Below are 19344 nucleotides of genomic sequence, written 5' to 3'. Positions count from 1 at the left end.
TTCCCCTTGTTTTAATCAGTCAAAGCCATATCAGCGGTCCAGCCGCGCGTTTTGCCCGGATTGAGCAAGCCGTACGGGTCGGCTTGCTTCTTGAATTCTATCTGCACGCTATCGATCTCCTTCATCCCGCCGTCCTCAATGGTGTAGGCATGCGGATCGTAGATATCGCAACCGTCAACCTGCTCCAGTTGCTTGATCAGGCGGTACATCTCGTCACGGCCCTCAAAGCGAACAAGCGGAAGCGCGAAAATCTGCACTTCGCCTTCAAGACGGGCCATTTCGTGATGCATATATTGTGTTTCGCCGTAGCGCTCGATCTGGCGTGTCACGACATCGACGTCGAAAGGACGCGGATAGGCGACCTGAAGATAGGTCCAGCCTTCCTCGGCTTTCAGCGCCTGCAAGGTTGTATGGTTCCAGCCACATTCATAGGCGGGTTGCAGCCCGTTCTTGTGTAACTCATCCAGCGTCATGGCGAAGGAAACCTTGCCGCCAAATTCAGTGGCGAGCGCTTCGAAACGAGCCATTTCTTCCGGGGCAATCATGGCAAAAACCGCATCCTTGTCGGATGGGAACAGATCGCCGAACTTGGTGTAAAAGCGCGAGAAACGGCGATCAACCGTGGTCAGAAGATAGCAGTCGAGATTGTCTTCCAATGCCTTGAGACAAAAGTAGAGCGTGGCCTCGTAACTATCGAAAAGCGCTGCGGTATGTATCCAGTCGGTCGCCTTGGTAAGACCGATTTCCAGCTCCAGAATGATGCCGTTGGTGCCATAGGCATGCTGGACTTTATGAATGTCGCGTCCGCTCAATTCGATAATTTTCGGCTCCGGTTCGACAGTCAGAACCTTGACCGAATAGACATTGCCATCGTCGCGCAACATGCCGTGACGCAGCGAGCCGATGCCGCCTGAACCGCCTGAGAAAAAGCCACCAATCGTGGCGATGCGGCGGGTCGACGGATACATCAACAGTTCCTGACCGGTTTCGCGCACGGCATCGTCAAGGCGTGAAATGCGAGCACCGCCTTCGACACGAACCTTGCCGGGTTCAATGGAAATGATGCGATCAATCTTGGTCATGTCGAGAATGACGCCGCCTTCAAGCGGAACGCATTGACCGTAATTGCCTGTGCCGCCGCCGCGAACGGTGATCGGGATACGCAATTTTGCGGCGGCTGCCGCCACGCGACGCACCTCATCCTGATCTTTCGGGATGACGACGAGATCACCGACGTAATGGCCGATATCTTCGGTTAGGATCGGGCTGTACCAGAAATAATCGCGCGAGCGCAGTTCTATCTGCTTTGGGTCGTCATAAATGCGGATTCCATCGATTTCGGCGCGGAATGCGGCCCAGTCGTAGATGCGCTGTGGAGCGGCAGAATTCATGTGGCTCTCCAGGTGATTTGGCCCGTTGAGTTGGGTTCGGCAACGCCATTGCGCCAGACGACGCGGCGGGACTGCGGGCGACTGATGAGATCGTTCAGGTCTATTGCATCGTGCCAGACAAAACTGGCCACGCCACCTGCCTGCGGTTGCTGCACGCATTCGCTGCCAATAAGGCGAGCGGGCAGGGTGGTGATGCTGTCGAGCCAGTCCTGCGGCTCGACATGGCAAACCGGCGCTGCGAGACGAAGAATGGCGAGCGGGTCGTAATCGCCATAGGGATAGAATGCATCGCGGACATTGTCGGAACCGAGCATCACATCCATGCCTGCTGCGCGCGCTTCCTTCAATGGTGCAACACCGCGCAGGCGCGGAGACTTTCCGCCGATCCGGTCTTGCAGATAGAGGTTTGTCGAGGGTAGCGAAACGAGTGCCGTGCCTGCTTCTGCGGCAGCGTCCAGGATGCGCTGCAGTTCGTCCGGCTTGCGCAGTGACAACGAGCAGGCATGACCGCACAGCACCCGACCAGCCATGCCGTGGCGTTTGGTTGCCGATACTATCATCGAAAACCCGTCTGCTTCGACATCCAGACCTTCATCGACATGGAAGTCGAGATTGAGATCATGCTGCACGGCGAGGCGGAACATCTCTTCGATTTTGGCTTCAAGATCGGCGTTGCGATAGAAGAACGCGCCGAAGACGCCGCCGTCTTTTGCAACGCGGACCGCTATTTGCCTGCCTGCTTCGAGCACAAGATCACCGTGGACAAGCGCTGCAAGCTGAAGGTCGATCCGGCCTTTCCATTCCTCGCGCAATTCATTGAGAACGGGCCAGGCAGTCGGCACTTCCGGCGCTGTCCAGTCGACATGGCTGCGCATAGCGCCGACGCCCTGTTCGAATGCAGCCTCAAGCCCGTTGCTTGCGCGGGTGCGGATATCTTCCGCACCCCAGTTCTTCCGGTCCGTGCCCATCAAGTCTATGGCGTCGAACAAGCAATCCACTCTGGCGCTGCCATTTTCTGCAATGCGCTGGATCGTGAACGTCTTGTCGAGGTGGACGTGGACATCCGCGAAAAGCGGGGTGACCAGCCCGCCGCCCACTGTCTGCGACGGCACAAGCGATGCGATGCGATCACCTTCGATCTTGATGTCGTAGTGTCCGGAAAGTCCGGCTATGGCGACGCCAGTCAGCATTTTAGCGCTCACGACGGATTTCGCTTTCGTGCCAGCGTCCGAGGACGAGGCGCGACAGCCAGCTCGTGATGAGGAAGATCACAATGCCGAGCAGCGAGACGAGGAAAAGTGCCGCAAACATGCGCGGAATTTCATTGCGGAAGCTCGATTCCAGAATACGCGAGGCAAGACCTGTGCTCTGGCCTGCCGTACCGGCAACGAACTCAGCCACGACTGCACCGATCAGTGACAGGCCACCGGCGATTTTCAGCGCGGCCATGAAATAGGGTAGTGCGCTCGGTGTCAACAGATAGCGCAGGCGTTGCCATGGAGAAGCGCGGTAGAGCTTGAACAGGTCGCGCAGATTGTGGTCGGCGCTGCGCAATCCAATTACCGTGTTGGAGAGGATCGGGAAGAATGCCACGATCCACGCACAGATGAGCAGGGCCGAGAAAGTATCGCGCACATAGATCAGGATGAGCGGTGCGATAGCGATTACCGGCGTGACCTGAAGAATAACGGCGAAGGGAAAGAACGCCATTTCTATCGGGCGTGACAAGGCGAAGACCATGCCGAGCAGAACGCCGCCAATAATGGCACAGGCGAGCGAGATCAGGGTCAGCTTTACCGTAAACCACATGGACGCCATCAGGGACGGGCCATCTTTGAAAAGCGTTTCGGCAATGAGCGATGGCGCGGGGATCAGGTAGTGCGGCACCTGATAGTAACGGACGAAACCTTCCCATATGCCGAGCGCGATGATGATTGCCAGTGTCGGCATGACGATGCGCAAGGTGCGCTCGCGCCGGGCGAGGCGGTCCTGTTCGGAATTGAGAACGGGCAGTTCGTTTTGCATCTGGTTCATTTGCATGTCCTCAGTGATCTATATCTTCAGAGGAAAGCGTCGCGGTCAGTGCATCGGAAACCTTGGCGCAATATTTCGCGTAAGCATCCGTCGTGCGGTAGTTTTCAGCACGGGGATATGAGCCGATGATCGGTATATCGGCAACGACGCGCCCCGGTCTTGCCGCCATGACGATGACACGGTTCGATAGATAGACCGACTCGTACACGCTGTGGGTGACGAAGATCACCGTCAGGCCATGTTCCTGCCAAAGACGCAGAACGTCATTGTTGAGCTTGAAGCGCGTCATCTCGTCGAGCGCTGCAAAAGGTTCATCCATCAAGAGAAGACGTGGACGTGTAACCAGCGCGCGAGCGATGGAAACGCGCATTTTCATCCCGCCAGACAGCTCGCGTGGAAATGCCTTGGCAAAACGTGACAGGCCGACCTGTGCCAGAGCTTCTTCAACACGCGGGGTTGCTTCCTTGCGGGAAATTCCAGAAAGCCGCAGCGGCAGATAGACATTGTCGAAAACGCTGGCCCACGGCATCAGCGTCGGTTCCTGAAAAACGAAACCGATATCCTGTGCGCCGACCGGACCCTTGCCAGGAGCATGGCCGTTGACGCGGATATCACCGGCGGAAATCGATTCCAGACCGGCGATCATGCGTAGCGCCGTACTCTTGCCGCAGCCCGAAGGGCCGAGAAAACTGACGAACTGGCCTTGTTCGATCTTGAGCGACATGTCGCTCACAGCCATCACACCAGTGCCATATTGCTTGTAGACGCCGTCGATCGCGATCAGAGAGGACGGAACTTGCGAGTTGGGGGCCACGCTCATTGTCCTTATCAGGCTGGTTGCCAAGCGGGTTGCCAAGCAGGTTGATTGTCGAGCCAGGAAAGCGGGGCTCGTTCGATCTCCGCCAGCACTTCGACCAAGCGCTCGGCGGCAAAATCGATGGTCGCTCGACCTTTTTCGGCCGTCGCGAGCGTGGCGTCGCCAGCGGCGCCATAAGGATTGATATCCTGAATCTGCCAGGCAGGCTTTGCGCCGCCGCTCAGTGAAAGATGCTTGAAATCACTTGCAAAAGTTTCCGTAAGGGTACGGAAATCCTGTGCTTTCGACATGTCGACAAGATCGGGATGCATTTCCAGCATCACCGAGGTTTCCATGTCACCGGCGTGAATGCCGTGCTTGGCGTCGTGGTCGCTGTAGACGCCCTCCGGCATTCCAAGGCCGAACCAGTTGATACTCACCACCATCATATTGTGACGAATGCGAAGTTCGCGCGCCACGATATCCATGACGCTGATCTGGCCGCCATGGCTGTTGAGAAGCGCCATCTTGCGAACGCCGCTTGCTGCCACGCATGCGCCGATTTCGCACCACACGCGTATGATCGTCTCTGCCGAGAACGTCAGCGTGCCCGGATAAAGACTGTGCTCGTTGCTCTTGCCGATGGCCTGCGTCGGCAGGAAAAGCGCGTGGCTTGTTTCAGGCAGGCGGGCGATTGTTTCCTTGACCATGCCGTCGACAATAGCAGCATCGACCGCCAGCGGCAGGTGAGGTCCGTGCTGTTCAATTGCGCCGACGGGCAGAACCGCCACGAGCTTTTCACGCTTGAGGCGGGAGAATGCCTCGCTCGTATAATCGGACCAATATCGTTTCAAGATTGCAACTCCTACACGCTCGGGCCAAGGGCGTTAGAGCGCATCCCGAAAAGTGTGAAACGGTTTTCGGAACAAGATGCGCGTCACCAGATTTGATGCATCCTACTAAACAATCTGACCGATCGGTCAAACTAAATGTTTTAAATATTCAAATTGCGTGCAATTAAGGTGTGAATCCGTGGCTATTTGGTCACGTGATGGGCCGCGACAGGTTTATGATGTGCGGAAATTTCCGGAGGTCCTATGGACGACAGATGCATTATCATTGGGGCTGGCCATGCCGGTTCGCAGGCCGCTATCAGTCTTCGGCAGGAAGGCTATGCAGGCGAAATCGTTCTCATCAACGACGAAACCGACATTCCCTATCATAAGCCGCCGCTCTCCAAATCTTATCTGAAAGCTCCAGAAGGCGGCGGTCTGGTGCTGCGCCCGGAAGCGACCTATCGCGATAACAATATCGAGATGCTGTTTGGCCCTCATGTTGATGCCGTATCGATTGCCGACAAGACAGTTGCGCTTGATGGCGGACGCATCTTGAACTGGTCTGAACTGATTTTCGCGACCGGCGCACGTGCCCGCATTCCCAATGTGCCGGGTGTCGAGCTTGACGGTGTCTTTACGCTGCGCCGGATGGAAGATGCACGCCGCATCGCAGCAGCAATGCCGAATGTCGAGAACGTCGTCATTATCGGCGGCGGTTTCATTGGCCTTGAGATGGCCCATAGCGCAATCGCACTCGGCAAAAAGACGGTTTTGATAGAAGCCGCGCCGCGTGTGCTGGGTCGTTCGGTTGCAACGCATATCTCCGCGCATGTAGAAGCGCGGAGCCGTGCCGCCAATATCACACTTTTAACCGGTCTCGGTGTAGCGGCAATCGAGGGTGAGAATGGCCGTGTGACGAGCGTGAAAGCAGCGGACGGAACGATATTCCCGGCGGATATGGTCGTGATCGGCACTGGTGCGGTGCCAAACGTGGAGCTTGCAGTCGCAGCGGGGCTTGCGATCGACAACGGGATTGTTGTGAACGAGCATCTGCGCACGTCTGCCAGCCATGTCTACGCCATTGGCGATTGCGTGAGCTATGATCATTTTCACGCCGGTCGCCGGGTGCGGCTGGAATCGGTGCAAAACGCGACCGATCAGGCAAAGCATGTGGCGCGCACCATTGTCGGCCGCGAAGCACCGTTTCGGGAGGTCGCCTGGTTCTGGTCCGATCAGGGCGATATGAAGTTGCAGACGGCAGGCCTTTCCTTCGATGCTGATCGGCATATCCTTTCGGGGAACCCGGAAGAAAACGCATTCTCCATCTTCCACTTTGCCGGTAACAGGCTTTTGGCTGTCGATTCCATCAATCGTCCAGCGGATCATATGATCGCGCGCCGTCTGCTGGCCGCAGGTATTAATCCGACCGAAGCCGATATTGCAGCCGGAGCCGCACGACTGAAAGAAATGCTGGCTGCAGCGCCGAAATCTTGAGGAATCACTATGAACAGTTTGAAACATCTGCTGCCCGCTGACATGGCGGCGCCGTTTGCTACCTACAGTCATGGCGTCAAGATAGAAGCCGATGCTGAAATGATTTTCTGCTCCGGTCAGCTTGGCATCGCGTCTGATGCCAGCGTGCCGGAAGATGCAGGCGCTCAGGCCGAACTCTGCTTCGAGAATATTCGCCGTATCCTGCGCGATGGCGGCATGGAGCTTTCTGATGTCGTGCGCATCAATGCCTATGTCACGGACCGGGCATATATGCGTCCTTATATGGATGTCCGCGACAGGCTGTTCCCGCAGCCAGCGCCAGCCTCGACGCTGATGATCGTTTCGGGTTTCACGCGTGAGGAATTCAAGGTCGAGATCGAGGTGGTTGCGGCCAAGTAATCTGTTATCGCCGCGCCGTCAAAGCGCCGCAACAATGCGTATCGCCATTGCCTGAAAGGAATGGTAGGGTTGTCCGACATCCTCCATTCTCTTCAGGCTCATTCATGTCAGCAATTCAGCCTTCGGCTTCATCGCCGGAAACTTCGCCACGTTCGTCTATACGACTGGCGGAATTAGCGCTTGCCATCGGTGGCTTTGGTATCGGCACCGGTGAATTCGCCATTATGGCGCTGCTGCCCGATATCGCTCGCGACCTCAATGTGACTATACCGCAAGGTGGGCACCTCATCAGTTCCTATGCGCTTGGTGTTCTGATTGGTGCGCCGGTGCTGGCCGTGATCGGTGCAAGACTGGACCGTCGTAAGCTTCTCTTTCTGCTTATGGGTCTGTTCGCCTTTGGCAATCTCGCAAGCGCATTCATGCAGAACTATGCCGGTCTTTATATGATGCGGTTCGTCGCTGGTTTTCCTCACGGAGCCTATTTCGGCGTGGCTTCGCTTGTCGCTGCATCATTGGCGGAGCCGGGCAAACGTGCGCAGGCAGTGGGGCGGGTGATGATGGGACTGACCGTCGCCACATTGTGTGGGACGCCGCTCGCGACTTCTCTCGGCCAGATTTTCGGCTGGCGTGCAATGTTTACGTCAGTGGGCCTGATTGCAATCCTGACTATGGTGCTGGTCGCGATCTATGTACCTAGACAGCCAGCGGAGGAGGGGGCATCACCCTTGCGCGAACTGGGAGCATTCCGTCGCAAGCAGGTCTGGCTGACGCTCGGGATTGGTGCCATTGGCACTGGTGGCCTATTTTCGGTCTTTACCTATGTTGCGGCGACAGTCACCGAGGTTTCGCATGTCGATGTGAAATGGATGCCTTTCGTGTTCGCCATGTTCGGTCTGGGCATGGTGCTTGGCAATATAGTGGGGTCGCGACTAACGGATCGCTCGGTCATGGGAACGGTTGGCTTGGTGCTGCTCTATGATATGGCAGTCATGCTGGTATTCCCCATCCTCATGCAGCATCCGGTGACAGCATTTTTGAACGTGCTTCTGGTCGGAGGTGGATTTGCGCTCGTCCCTGCCTTGCAGACGCGCCTGATGGATGTGGCGGCGGACGCACAGACGTTGGCCGCAGCCCTCAACCATTCCGCCCTTAATCTTGCCAATGCGTTGGGAGCATGGCTCGGCGGGCTGGCGGTTGCATGGGGTTATGGCTGGACATCGACGGGTACGGTCGGTGCGTTGCTCGCATTGTCCGGCCTGGTCGTCTTCGCAATCTCGGCTGCGTTCGACAGGCGCGGTGCGGCGAGGCTCGCCTCGCAAGAAGTTTAAACACTCCACAAACGAAAACACCCGTCGCGGGAGGAGGCGACGGGTGTTTTATGGGGAAGACCGGACTTGGGAGGAGGATATCCGGTCTTGAATCACCGAGGGAATGGGAGGAGGAGAAAACACCCCGGTGATATTGGGAAAACTGTAGGACCGCGCGGTTATGGGGACTCGCGATCCTTGAAGAAGGCTGATGCCTTCCGGAGGCGCTATTAGCGAGCAGCGGCCTTGCGTGCAACGAACGGGATTTCCGAAGGCAGGATGCCAAGGTCGTTCAGTTCACGTGGGCTCAGGCGGCTCAGTTCGTTTACGGTGTTACGGTAACGGCGCCAGTTGTTGTACGAGCGGATCAGGTTCATTTCTCTCACCTAGTAAAATCTTATCTCTTTGTTGCAAACAGCATATAGGCTTGAAGCATTTCGAATTGGAGAGACAGATTTGCATAGCTGCAATGCGTTAAAGCTTGTCAGTTGCACGGCTTTTGCGCAGCTTGGTCATCATGCGATCACAATCATCTGTCCAAGTGGGGAAATCGCCAGAATTCAGTTGCTTGGGCGGCTAACTGGTTAAATCTTCCTTAAAAATTTGCCGGTCGGAAAAATGCTCCACAAAATGTGGTGGAGAGCGGTACGGCCAACGGTTTTGGTTACCGGTTAAATGTACGGTCTCGTCTATGCTGCAATATGCTTGTATAATAGAGTATAAATCTGAACCTCCCGTTTGCTTTGAATTTTGTCGCAAAAGTCCGGGAAATCGTCGGTTAGAGACAACAATTCCACATGACTTGCGCGCCGGATTGGGTTAAGGGAGTTTCGTCGGGTGCCGGGACGTCATGCTAAATGATGTTCTTGCACTGTCTGTCTGCGGGAGAGCGCCAACTGGCCGCCGAAGGGGAAATCGCCCGAAATCTCTCAGGTACAAGGAACCGCAGACGGGTAAGACAACTCTGGAAAGTCGGGGGAAACCCTGCGCCGAAGGTGTAAGTGTAGCTTTCAGCTATGCGAGTCTCTCAGGCCTGAGACAGAGGGGCACGAAGCAACCGCATTTTGCGGAGGCATACGTGCGACTCTGGAGTTGTTATGGGCGATACCGCACACTTGAATACCCTGCCATTGCAGGATCTGCATGAAGAAGCTGGCGCGCGCTTCGGTGGCTTTGCTGGCTGGAACATGCCGATCACCTATCCGCTGGGCGTGATGAAGGAACATCTTCACACGCGCGAGCATGTTGGCCTCTTCGATATTTCACATATGAAGCTGATCGACGTTTCGGGCGCAGATGCTATCGCACTTCTGGCTGAAACCTGTCCGCTTGATCCATCGTCTCTGAAAACCGGCCAGTCGAAATACACTTTCTTCCTCAATGACAAGGGCGGTGTTCTTGACGATCTTATCGTCACGCGTCTTGGCGAAGACCGTTTCATGGTTGTTGCCAACGCGGGCAACGCCGATGCCGATATTGAGCATCTTAATGAAGCTGCATCCGGCAAGGATGTAACCGTCAATCCGCTGGATCGCGTTTTTCTGGCCATTCAGGGACCTGAAGCCGAAAGCGTCATTAATGATGCAGGTTTGGCTGGCGCAGAACTCAGTTTTATGAGCGGCTTTGAGCCCAAAGCTGGTTGGTTCATGACCCGTTCGGGCTATACCGGCGAAGACGGTTTTGAAATCGGCCTGCCTGCTGATGAAGCTCGTGTACTTGCAACGAAACTGCTTGCCGACGAGCGCGTCGAATGGATTGGTCTTGCCGCTCGCGACAGTCTGCGCCTTGAAGCCGGTCTCTGCCTGCACGGTCAGGACATAACGCCGGAAACCGATCCTGTTTCGGCGGGTCTCACTTGGGCAATTGCCAAGCCTGTGCGCGAAAAGGCTGCGTTCAACGGCGCAAAGGCTGTGCTGGACGCGATCGCCAAGGGCGCATCTGCCAAGCGCGTCGGCCTGAAGCCTGAAGGCCGCCAACCAGTGCGCGGCGGCGCAGACTTGTTCGATGAAACCGGCCGCCAGATCGGCACTGTCACTTCCGGTGGGTTCGGTCCATCGGCAGGATTCCCAGTCGCCATGGGCTATGTCGAGGCAAGCCTCGCTACCCCCGGCACACGTGTTTTCGCTGACGTTCGCGGCAACAAGGTTCCCGTTGACGTTTCGGCACTTCCCTTCACACCGCATCGCTATCGCAAAGGATGATTTCCATGGCCAATATCCTGTTCACCGAAGATCACGAGTGGATCAGCGTCGAAAACGGCGTTGCCACTGTCGGCATTACGATCCACGCACAGGAACAACTGGGTGACCTCGTTTTCGTCGAGCTGCCGGACGTCGGCCGCACGGCCACGAAAGGCGAAGGCATCGTGGTTGTGGAATCGGTCAAGGCCGCTTCCGATGTTTACGCGCCGGTCGATGGCGAAGTGGTCGAAGTCAACGAAGCCGTTGCAAGCGATCCGGCTCTTATCAATCAGGCCGCAGAGGGCGAAGGCTGGCTTTTCAAGCTGAAGCTGTCCGATGAAGGTCAGCTCTCCGGCCTGCTCGACAAAGCCGGTTACGACAAATTGGTAGGATAAACAAATGACGCAGCAGGTTCTTCCCTTTGTTGCCCGTCATATCGGGCCAAGATTGGAAGACGAACGCGCAATGCTTGCAGCGCTCGGTCTTCCTTCCATGGAAACCCTTATCACCCAGGCGGTTCCCGCATCTATTCGTTTGAATCGCGCGCTCGATTTGCCCGCTGCTTTGAGCGAACATGCAGCGCTTGCGGAGCTCAATGAAATCATGGGCCGCAATGTGGTGAAGAAGAGCTTCATCGGTGCGGGCTATCATGGTGTGGAAACACCGCCTGTCATTCAGCGCAACCTGTTTGAAAATCCGGCCTGGTACACGGCCTACACGCCGTACCAGTCGGAAATCAGCCAGGGCCGCCTCGAGCTTCTTTTCCACTTCCAGACGCTGGTTGCTGAACTGACCGGCCTGCCGGTTGCTTGCGCCTCGCTTCTCGATGAAGCGACCGCAGTTGCCGAAGCTATAGGCGTTGCCTGCCGTCATCACCGCGACAAGCGCAGCCGTATCTTGCTTGCTGGCGAACTGCATCCGCAGAGTGTTGACGTGATCAACACCCGCGCCGAACCGCTTGGCTGGGAGATCGAAACTGGCAGCACTGTCGATGACAATACCGCTGCCATCGTCGTGCCGTGGCCGGATACGCGTGGCGTCTATGGCGATTTCAGCAAGGTCATCGCCGATGCGAAGGCTAAAGGCACACTGGTTATCGCAGTTGCTGATCCGTTGGCACTGACCATCATGGAAGCGCCAGCCAATTGGGGTGCCGACATGGCTGTAGGCTCCATGCAGCGTTACGGCGTGCCGATGGGCTTCGGTGGACCACATGCCGCATATCTGGCGGTCTCCGAACCTCTGACCCGCATCATTCCGGGCCGCATCGTCGGTCAGTCGGTCGATGCGCATGGCCGGGCAGCCTATCGTCTGGCGCTCCAGACCCGCGAACAGCATATCCGTCGCGACAAGGCGACCTCGAACATCTGTACCGCGCAGGCACTGCTCGCCAATATGGCCGCATCCTTTGCGATCTGGCACGGTCCTGCTGGTTTGCAGGCTATTGCAACGCGTGTTGCTGGTCTTGCTGCGCGCTTTGCGGCTGGCCTCAAGGCTGCTGGTGTCGAGATCGCAGGCGATAGCCTGTTCGATACGGTGACGATTAAAGTTGCCGGTAAGGCTGCGGAGATTGCCGATGAAGCCGACAAGGGTGGTCGTCTGCTCCGCATCATCGATGCGGACACGGTTGGCGTAACCTTTGACGAAACCTCGACCGAGGAGGACCTTGCAGCACTCGCCGTTTTGTTCGGTGCCAAGCTGGTCGATGGCGACAGGGCTCTTGTTCCCGGCAAGGGGCGCGGTGAAGGTTTCCTCACGCAGGACGTGTTCCACTCGCATCGTTCCGAAACCGAGATGATGCGCTTCCTGCGTCGTCTGGCCGACAAGGATCTGGCGCTTGACCGTGCAATGATCCCGCTCGGTTCCTGCACGATGAAGCTCAATGCGGCAGCAGAAATGATGCCGGTGAGCTGGAATACGGTTGCAAACCTGCATCCGTTCGCGCCTGCGGCACAGACCGAAGGCTATGCGAAGATGACAGCTGACGTCGAAGCATGGCTTTGCGAAGTCACTGGCTTTGCTGGCGTTTCGTTGCAGCCAAATGCAGGCAGCCAGGGCGAATATGCCGGTCTTCTGGCAATCCGCCACTATCACCAGTCGCGTGGCGAAGGTCATCGCAACATCTGCCTTATTCCATCGTCCGCACATGGCACCAATCCTGCCAGCGCTTCGATGGCTGGTATGAGCGTTGTCGTCGTCAATTGCCGTCCAGACGGCGATATCGACATTGATGATCTGAAAGCCAAGGCTGAAAAGCACCGCGATAATCTTGCGGCGTTCATGATCACCTATCCATCGACCTATGGCGTATTTGAAGAAGGCATCAAGGCATTCTGCGAAATCGTCCATGACAATGGCGGTCAGGTCTATTTCGACGGTGCGAACCTCAATGCGCTCGTTGGTCTTGCTCGTCCTTGCGATATTGGCGCGGACGTTTGCCACATGAACTTGCACAAGACCTTCTGCATCCCGCATGGCGGCGGTGGTCCGGGTGTTGGTCCGATTGGCGTTGCCAAGCATCTGGTGCCTTACCTACCGGGCCATGTGGACATCGGTTCCAAACATGCCGTTTCGGCAGCACCGTTTGGCAGTGCATCCATTCTGGTCATTACGTGGATGTATATCCGCATGATGGGCGGCGCGGGTCTCAAGAAGGCAACCGAGGCTGCAATCCTCAACGCCAACTATATCGCGCATCGTTTGAACGACGCTTATCCGATCCTTTACACGGGCGCGCATGATCGTGTGGCGCATGAGTGCATCGTGGATACACGTGTTCTCAAGGATAGCGCAGGCATCACCGTGGAAGACGTAGCCAAGCGCCTCATCGACTATGGTTTCCATGCGCCGACCATGTCGTGGCCTGTTGCCGGAACTCTGATGATCGAGCCAACCGAGTCCGAGCCGAAGTCGGAGATCGACCGTCTTTGCGATGCGATGATTGCCATTGCAGGCGAAGCGAAGAAGGTTGCCGACGGCGTCTGGCCTGCTGATGATAATCCGCTTGCCAATGCGCCCCACACGGCGGGCGATACGCTGGCCAATGAATGGACGCATCCTTACACGCGTGAGGAAGCGGTTTTCCCGGCGATTAGCCTCGGCGGTGAATTCGATACGACGGCAAAATATTGGCCGCCGGTCAGTCGTGTCGACAATGTCGGCGGTGACAGAAACCTCATCTGCTCTTGCCCGCCAGTAGCAGCCTACGGCTGAAATAAAATGTAGGTCAGTCGATGGAAAGCGCCGCGGAAACGCGGCGCTTTTTTGTGTCGTACCCAAGTGTATTTTGCTGATTAACTGAAAATAAGTTAATACGCAGAAATACGATTTTGAAAAAGCTGAGTTTTGTGAATTAGTGTTTTTAAAACAGCGATTTGTACAAGTTGCGCATTTTAGGTGAAAAGAGGAGGGAGCCGGAAACTTAGGCAAAAAAAGAGCCGGACTGGGAAGTCCGGCTAAGTTATGAAGGTGCCACATTGGGCAAACCTCCAGAGGGGAACACTTACCGCGCGCAATGGGAGGAGGCACAGCGGTAAGTGACTGTGATATGTATCACCTTGCTCCAATCTTCAACCCCTGAAACACGAAATTTTTGACCATTTCGGAAAATTCTGAAACTTTTCGGGTTCTGGCTGCGTTCTCCGGCTTATTGGTCAGCATTTGTATCCTGTGGTGCCTGTGGCGTGCTCCAAATCGAAACAATCTCCCGTTGCAAATGGCAAGTCGGTGCGACTCGCAAATCAGCCCGCAAAGTTTTGGGATGTATTCGCACTGGCTGATGGCTAGGATGTCTTCGGGAACTACTGGCATCGCTGCGAATGGGAGATTTCATGGATTTGTGGCTGCTTCTGCTTATGGTTGTCACCGGCATAGGCCTTGGCGTTCTGTTAATTCATTTTCTGGGTGGGGGGCTGAAATGCAGCATTCTTCCCGACGACGAAAGTGTCAAAACGCGCTTTCATCTTGACTATCCCGAGATCGAAATCAGTGAGATTTGTTATACTGATGATCGTCGCACCGCATTTTTCCCGTTATGTGGCGCATCTGCAGGGCTCGTCCATAGTGTCGGGGACCGCTTTCTGACGCGATGCATGACCGCCGCAGATATCCTTGCTCTTGAGGATAAGGGCAATACCGAACTGATATTGCATATGAAGGATTTTACTTGGCCCAAAGCACGATTCCTTTTCAGAAACGCTGCGGATCGGGAAAGAGTGATAGTCTGGCTTTCAGGTTCGTCTAGGGAGGTGAGCCCGCATGGATAGCAATCCGGTATTTTTCGATGTGACGCGTGTTGCGATCCCGCTTTATGTGCTGGGAATTCTGATTGAGCTCGTGGCTATCCGCTATTGGCAGCGCAAGGGCGAATTTGAAACGAAAGACGCCTTTACAAGCCTGCTCATGGGGGCGGGCAATGTTGCGGCAGGCTTGTTGCTCGGCTTCGTGTCCGTGACAGCTTTGTTGTGGGTCTGGCAGTTCCGCTTTTTTGATCTCGGCCTGTATTGGTGGGTGTTCGTGATTGCCTTCATCTTCGATGATTTGCGCTATTACTGCTATCACCGGATTGCGCATCGTGTGCGCTGGGTCTGGGCGGAACACGTCAACCACCACTCCAGTCAGCACTATAATCTGACGACGGCGCTGCGTCAGTCGTGGACCGGACAGATGACGGGCATGTTCGTGTTGCAGGTGCCGATGGTATTGCTCGGATTTCACCCTGCAGTGATCGCTTTCGTCTATGGGTTCAATCTTATCTATCAATTCTGGATTCACACGGAAGCCATCGGCAAACTGCCGAAGCCTATCGAGTTCATCTTCAACACCCCGTCGCATCACCGCGTACACCATGCGACCAATCCGCGTTATCTTGACGCGAATTACGCAGGCACGCTGATTGTCTGGGATCGTATGTTCGGCACCTTCGTGGAGGAATTGCCGGAAGATATGCCGCGCTATGGTATCGTGAAAAATGTTGGCACATTCAATCCTGTGCGTGTCGCGTTTCACGAATGGGTCGGTATGTTCAAGGACGTATTCTCGTCAGGTCTCACCTTGCGGCAGCGCCTGATGTATATAATCGCGCCTCCCGGCTGGAGCCATGATGGCAGTCGTAAGACATCTGAAGATTTGAAGGCTGATTATGTCAGGCGAAATCCGTCGCAAGCCGGGAAAGCAGGTTTGCCCGAGGGATTTGAAACCTAGACCGGTTTAATTTCAGCATGCAGTCAACCGATGTTTAATCGTGTTATGACCATGGCTTCAGTGCATTTTCAATGACTTATGCAATCACCTCTGAACTTGGCAGACTATCATTCCTTACTAACTAACGGACCCATAAGTTCCTGAAATAGTTAGAATAATTCTAAAACATTCCCGTGCTGGTCAACTTCATTTAACTTGCAGCGCCGGCTCCGCAGATATAAAAGATGACCAAATGGCGAAGGCTTCGTGCCGGGTTTGAAGAGAAGCGACCAAGGGACAGGCCGATTTCTCTGTCTTTTGGATAGTTGGAATGCTCGTACCTTTTCTCATCATGTTCCGCGAAGGCGTTGAAGCAGCGCTGATCGTCGGTATTATAGCCAGTTATCTTCACCAGACCGGGCGTAGCGCATGGATGCCCGTAGTCTGGATCGGCATTTTGCTTGCTCTGGCTATGTCGCTTACCGTTGGCGCTATCCTGCAGCTTCTGAGTGCGGAATTCCCGCAGAAAGCGCAGGAGCTCTTCGAAGCCATTATTGGTCTTATTGCCGTTGTTGTACTGACCTCAATGGTGTTCTGGATGCGCAAGGCTGCACGCTCCATCAAGTCGGAACTGCATCACTCCATCGATGCAGCCTTTCAGACATCAACGCACAAAGGCCTCGGTCTCATTCTGATGGTGTTCTTCGCCGTCGCACGTGAGGGACTGGAATCGGTCTTCTTTCTGTTAGCGGCTTTTCAGCAGAGCGAAGGGGCCGCAGCACCGCTTGGCGCGCTTCTCGGTGTGTTGCTGGCCGCCGCTGTTGGCTACGGCATCTTTAAAGGTGGCTTGAAGCTGAACCTTCGTCGCTTCTTCCGCTGGACCGGTGTTTTCATTTTGATCATCGCGGCGGGCATTTTCGCCAATTCTGTCATGGCGCTGCACGAAGCTGGTATCTGGAACCATTTCCAGACGGTTGTTTTCGATATGAGCGATGTTCTGCCACTCGACAGCACGCTTGGCTCGGTTCTGGCGGGTGTGTTCGGTTACATCGCAACGCCGACCGTCAGTGAAGTGGTCGCCTATGTCGCCTTCCTCGTTCCGGCGCTCATCCTGTTCCTGATGCCAGCCAGTGCACCGGCAACCGCAAGCCAGGCCAAAACAAGCGCACAGTAAAAGAGATTTCAATGACGAATCCGAAACCCGCTGAACCCATGTCGCGCAATCTGGTCCGCATAGGACTTGCTCTCGCCGTGCTGTTGCTGCTCGCCGCTGGTGCTGCGTTTTATTATGCATCCCGAGTGTCGGACAAAGCCCGCCATGCAGAAGCCGGTGACAAAATACAGGTCGCGATCAACGCAAAAAGCTGCGAGCCGAACGAACTGACGGTTCCGGCCGGGCGCTCGGTATTTGAAGTCGTCAATAAGTCGGACCGGACGGTCGAGTGGGAAATCCTTGACGGTGTGATGGTTCTGGAAGAGCGCGAAAATATTGCGCCTGGCTTCAAGCAGACCATAACCGCCAAGCTGACACCCGGCGAATACCAGATTACCTGTGGGCTCCTTTCCAATCCGCGCGGCAAGCTGACCGTAACTGCGACTGCTGCCAGCGAAGCGGAAAAGGGCAAGCTTCCGCTTACCGCTTTCATTGGTGCGCTAGCCGAATATCAGATTTATCTGACCACAGAGGTCGCTGAATTCCAAAAAGCTGTTGTGGCACTTTCCACGGCAATAGCGAGTGGTGACCTTGAGGCTGCACAAGCGGCTTACGGTCCGGCGCGTGAAGCCTATGCGCGCATTGCTCCTGTCTCGGAGGCGTTCTCCGATCTTGATACAGCTATCAATGCTCGCGCCGATTATTTTGAAAAGCGTGAGCAGGACCCTGCGTTCGGTGGTTTGCACCGTATCGAATACGGTTTGTTCGAACAGAAATCCGTCGATGGACTGGCGTCTGTTGCTGGCAAGCTCGAGCAGGATGCTACTGCATTGAAAGAGCGCATTCGCGGGCTTCGCATTTCACCCGATCGCATGATGGCGGGCACTGCTTCCGCGTTGAACCGTTTTGCTTCGACCGCGTCTGATGCCGGTGAAGACCGTTATGCGCACACCGATCTGCAGGCTTTGTCTGGCCTCCTGGAAGGTTCCGGAAAGACTGCCGATGTCCTGCGCCCCATCGTTTCAAAGGCTGATCCGAAAGCCTTTGAAGGCATCGACAAGGATGCGGCTTCGATCAAGGCGCTGCTTGATACAGGGGCCGAAGGCAACAGCTACAAAGCGTACGATGCTCTGTCGTCTGATGAAAAGGCGAAAATGAAGGAAGGTGCGGCTCAACTCGCCGCACAGTTTACGAAACTCCGCGATCAGCTTGGGGTAGATTGATGACCAGAAAATTTTTCAAAACTGATAAGATTACCACTGAAGAACCTGTTTCAGCTGGCCGCCGTGCACTGCTCCTCGGGGCTGGTGCAACCGGGGTTGCCGGAGCCGTCGCAGGCGTGCTTACCCCGCAGGCGGCCCATGCTCTTTCTTCGGAAAGCGTGACCAATGCGCCGGAAAGCGAAAAGCTTCACGAAAGCCAGCCTTTTTACGGAAAGCACCAGCCGGGTATTGTTACGCCGCGACCCGCTGCCGGTCTGGTCGCCTCCTTCGATGTGCTGGCGCGTGACCGTGCTGAACTCGAGCGCATGTTCAAGCTGCTGACCGAGCGGACCGAATTCTTGATGAAGGGTGGGGAGCCGCCGGAACTCGATGCGAAGTTTCCGCCATCGGATTCTGGCATCCTCGGACCTGTCGTCACGCCGGACAATCTCACGGTTACGATCGCGCTTGGCTCATCCCTGTTCGATGATCGTTTCGGTTTGAAGCCGTTGAAGCCGAAACTTCTGCAACGCATGACCGGCTTCCCCAACGACGCCTTGCAGAAGGACATCTGCCACGGGGATATCGTTATTCAGTTTTGTTCGAATACGCCGGACACGAACATCCATGCGCTGCGCGACATCATGAAGAATATGCCTGATCTTCTGATGGTTCGGTGGAAACAGGAAGGCACGGTTCCGGTGCAGCCGCCACATTCGCCTCGAGCTAAGGAAAGCGCCCGAAACTTCCTCGGCTTCCGCGACGGGTCCGCCAATCCGGATTCCGCCGACGATGCACTAATGAATCGCATCGTCTGGGTGCAGAAGCAAAATGAAGAGCCGGACTGGGCGATGAATGGCAGCTATATGGCTGTACGCATTATTCGCAATTTCGTCGAACGCTGGGATCGCACGCCACTTCAGGAGCAGGAAGCCATTTTCGGACGTCGCAAGGATAGCGGCGCGCCGTTCGACGGCAAGACCGAAGCCGATGTTCCCGATTATGCGAAGGATGCGGATGGCAAGGTGACGCCGCTCGACTCGCATATTCGTTTGGCGAATCCGCGCGATGCCAATGCCGAGCAGCACCTCATTCTGCGTCGGCCATTCAACTATTCCAACGGCGTCAGCAAGTCTGGCCAGCTTGATATGGGGCTCCTCTTCATCGCCTATCAGGCTGATTTGGAAAAGGGCTTCATCACGGTTCAGAACCGGCTCAACGGCGAGCCATTGGAAGAATACCTGAAACCGATTGGAGGCGGGTATTTCTTCGCGTTGCCGGGTGTTCAGGATAATAAGGACTATTACGCGCGCGCACTTTTGGAGGCAAGCGGTCCGCAAAATGCACGCGGGTGAGGATCGCATCTCAAGT

The 19344-nt window shown here is 55.7% G+C and carries 17 protein-coding genes and 1 riboswitch; of the genes, 11 read left to right on the top strand and 6 right to left on the bottom strand.

Annotation, left to right across the window (positions count from 1 at the left end):
- Window positions 1-11: 11 nt before the first annotated feature.
- The 5 genes from MKS82_RS21130 to MKS82_RS21110 are packed head-to-tail and all read right to left on the bottom strand — an operon-like array spanning window position 12 to window position 5075.
- The gene (locus MKS82_RS21130; RefSeq protein ID WP_109986411.1) at window positions 12-1391 is read right to left on the bottom strand and encodes an FAD-binding oxidoreductase; all 1380 of its coding nucleotides are present in this window, start codon (window positions 1389-1391) and stop codon (window positions 12-14) included.
- A complete protein-coding gene (locus tag MKS82_RS21125; protein WP_240579211.1) occupies window positions 1388-2593 on the bottom strand; it encodes an amidohydrolase family protein in 1206 nt (401 codons plus the stop codon). Before MKS82_RS21125 ends, MKS82_RS21130 begins: the two co-directional genes overlap by 4 nt.
- Entirely contained in the window at window positions 2583-3425 is an 843-nt protein-coding gene (locus MKS82_RS21120; RefSeq protein WP_181394229.1) for an ABC transporter permease, read from the bottom strand. The genes MKS82_RS21125 and MKS82_RS21120 overlap by 11 nt, the downstream gene beginning before the upstream one ends.
- Window positions 3426-3435: 10 nt before the next feature.
- Window positions 3436-4245, bottom strand: coding sequence for an ABC transporter ATP-binding protein (locus tag MKS82_RS21115; RefSeq protein WP_109986413.1), 810 nt, complete (start codon window positions 4243-4245; stop codon window positions 3436-3438).
- An 8-nt stretch (window positions 4246-4253) separates the two neighbouring features.
- Window positions 4254-5075, bottom strand: a complete 822-nt coding sequence (locus MKS82_RS21110; protein ID WP_109986414.1) for a creatininase family protein — start codon at window positions 5073-5075, stop codon at window positions 4254-4256.
- 243 nt (window positions 5076-5318) lie between these two features.
- Between MKS82_RS21110 and MKS82_RS21105 the strand changes: the two genes are divergently transcribed.
- The 3 genes from MKS82_RS21105 to MKS82_RS21095 all read left to right on the top strand — a co-directional run bounded on the left by MKS82_RS21105 (window position 5319) and on the right by MKS82_RS21095 (window position 8278).
- Window positions 5319-6551, top strand: coding sequence for an NAD(P)/FAD-dependent oxidoreductase (locus MKS82_RS21105; protein WP_109986415.1), 1233 nt, complete (start codon window positions 5319-5321; stop codon window positions 6549-6551).
- Window positions 6552-6560: 9 nt separating this feature from the next.
- Window positions 6561-6950: a RidA family protein gene (locus tag MKS82_RS21100; RefSeq protein WP_109986416.1), complete on the top strand. Its 390-nt coding sequence runs from the start codon at window positions 6561-6563 to the stop codon at window positions 6948-6950.
- A gap of 104 nt (window positions 6951-7054) precedes the next feature.
- Window positions 7055-8278 carry an MFS transporter gene (locus MKS82_RS21095; RefSeq protein WP_109986417.1) on the top strand — a complete coding sequence of 408 codons (1224 nt, stop codon included), beginning with the start codon at window positions 7055-7057 and terminating at the stop codon, window positions 8276-8278.
- Window positions 8279-8487: 209 nt separating this feature from the next.
- Here the strand turns inward: MKS82_RS21095 and MKS82_RS21090 are convergent, their stop codons facing one another.
- Window positions 8488-8634, bottom strand: a complete 147-nt coding sequence (locus tag MKS82_RS21090) for a DUF1127 domain-containing protein (protein WP_002965914.1) — start codon at window positions 8632-8634, stop codon at window positions 8488-8490.
- A gap of 495 nt (window positions 8635-9129) precedes the next feature.
- Window positions 9130-9213, top strand: a riboswitch (glycine riboswitch).
- 141 nt (window positions 9214-9354) lie between these two features.
- On the opposite strand from MKS82_RS21090, the gene gcvT reads away from it, so the two are divergent.
- The 8 genes from gcvT (at window position 9355) to efeB (ending at window position 19328) form a co-directional block, all read left to right on the top strand.
- Window positions 9355-10458 (top strand): glycine cleavage system aminomethyltransferase GcvT, encoded by a 1104-nt coding sequence (gene gcvT, locus MKS82_RS21085; protein WP_109986418.1) that lies wholly within the window; start codon window positions 9355-9357, stop codon window positions 10456-10458.
- Between the two features lie 5 nt (window positions 10459-10463).
- On the top strand, window positions 10464-10832 hold the full coding sequence (gene gcvH / locus MKS82_RS21080) for a glycine cleavage system protein GcvH (protein WP_010659049.1): 369 nt from the start codon (window positions 10464-10466) through the stop codon (window positions 10830-10832).
- Between the two features lie 4 nt (window positions 10833-10836).
- Window positions 10837-13650 carry an aminomethyl-transferring glycine dehydrogenase gene (gcvP, locus tag MKS82_RS21075; protein ID WP_240579210.1) on the top strand — a complete coding sequence of 938 codons (2814 nt, stop codon included), beginning with the start codon at window positions 10837-10839 and terminating at the stop codon, window positions 13648-13650.
- 617 nt (window positions 13651-14267) lie between these two features.
- A complete protein-coding gene (locus tag MKS82_RS21070) occupies window positions 14268-14702 on the top strand; it encodes a hypothetical protein (protein WP_240579209.1) in 435 nt (144 codons plus the stop codon).
- Window positions 14695-15639 carry a sterol desaturase family protein gene (locus tag MKS82_RS21065; protein ID WP_109986422.1) on the top strand — a complete coding sequence of 315 codons (945 nt, stop codon included), beginning with the start codon at window positions 14695-14697 and terminating at the stop codon, window positions 15637-15639. Before MKS82_RS21070 ends, MKS82_RS21065 begins: the two co-directional genes overlap by 8 nt.
- Before the next feature lie 310 nt (window positions 15640-15949).
- On the top strand, window positions 15950-16792 hold the full coding sequence (efeU, locus tag MKS82_RS21060) for an iron uptake transporter permease EfeU (RefSeq protein WP_109986423.1): 843 nt from the start codon (window positions 15950-15952) through the stop codon (window positions 16790-16792).
- 11 nt (window positions 16793-16803) lie between these two features.
- Entirely contained in the window at window positions 16804-17994 is a 1191-nt protein-coding gene (gene efeO / locus MKS82_RS21055) for an iron uptake system protein EfeO (protein WP_240579208.1), read from the top strand.
- The gene (gene efeB / locus MKS82_RS21050; RefSeq protein ID WP_109986425.1) at window positions 17994-19328 is read left to right on the top strand and encodes an iron uptake transporter deferrochelatase/peroxidase subunit; all 1335 of its coding nucleotides are present in this window, start codon (window positions 17994-17996) and stop codon (window positions 19326-19328) included. The genes efeO and efeB overlap by 1 nt, the downstream gene beginning before the upstream one ends.
- The last annotated feature ends 16 nt before the right edge of the window (window positions 19329-19344 follow it).

This window comes from Ochrobactrum sp. A-1, assembly GCF_022488005.1.
Classification (GTDB): Bacteria; Pseudomonadota; Alphaproteobacteria; order Rhizobiales; family Rhizobiaceae; genus Brucella.
Note: the sequence above shows the minus strand (reverse complement) of the source record. Positions and strands in the feature narration are given on the sequence as shown.

Excerpts from the sequence above, each read along its gene's own strand:
- efeU (WP_109986423.1), top strand. The coding sequence starts at position 15,950 with ATGCTCGTACCTTTTCTCATCATGTTCCGCGAAGGCGTTGAAGCAGCG.
- efeO (WP_240579208.1), top strand. The coding sequence starts at position 16,804 with ATGACGAATCCGAAACCCGCTGAACCCATGTCGCGCAATCTGGTCCGC.
- MKS82_RS21105 (WP_109986415.1), top strand. The coding sequence starts at position 5,319 with ATGGACGACAGATGCATTATCATTGGGGCTGGCCATGCCGGTTCGCAG.
- efeB (WP_109986425.1), top strand. The coding sequence starts at position 17,994 with ATGACCAGAAAATTTTTCAAAACTGATAAGATTACCACTGAAGAACCT.
- MKS82_RS21120 (WP_181394229.1), bottom strand. The coding sequence starts at position 3,425 with ATGAACCAGATGCAAAACGAACTGCCCGTTCTCAATTCCGAACAGGAC.
- MKS82_RS21095 (WP_109986417.1), top strand. The coding sequence starts at position 7,055 with ATGTCAGCAATTCAGCCTTCGGCTTCATCGCCGGAAACTTCGCCACGT.
- MKS82_RS21070 (WP_240579209.1), top strand. The coding sequence starts at position 14,268 with ATGGATTTGTGGCTGCTTCTGCTTATGGTTGTCACCGGCATAGGCCTT.
- MKS82_RS21130 (WP_109986411.1), bottom strand. The coding sequence starts at position 1,391 with ATGAATTCTGCCGCTCCACAGCGCATCTACGACTGGGCCGCATTCCGC.
- MKS82_RS21115 (WP_109986413.1), bottom strand. The coding sequence starts at position 4,245 with ATGAGCGTGGCCCCCAACTCGCAAGTTCCGTCCTCTCTGATCGCGATC.
- gcvP (WP_240579210.1), top strand. The coding sequence starts at position 10,837 with ATGACGCAGCAGGTTCTTCCCTTTGTTGCCCGTCATATCGGGCCAAGA.
- gcvT (WP_109986418.1), top strand. The coding sequence starts at position 9,355 with ATGGGCGATACCGCACACTTGAATACCCTGCCATTGCAGGATCTGCAT.
- MKS82_RS21100 (WP_109986416.1), top strand. The coding sequence starts at position 6,561 with ATGAACAGTTTGAAACATCTGCTGCCCGCTGACATGGCGGCGCCGTTT.
- gcvH (WP_010659049.1), top strand. The coding sequence starts at position 10,464 with ATGGCCAATATCCTGTTCACCGAAGATCACGAGTGGATCAGCGTCGAA.
- MKS82_RS21090 (WP_002965914.1), bottom strand. The coding sequence starts at position 8,634 with ATGAACCTGATCCGCTCGTACAACAACTGGCGCCGTTACCGTAACACC.
- MKS82_RS21065 (WP_109986422.1), top strand. The coding sequence starts at position 14,695 with ATGGATAGCAATCCGGTATTTTTCGATGTGACGCGTGTTGCGATCCCG.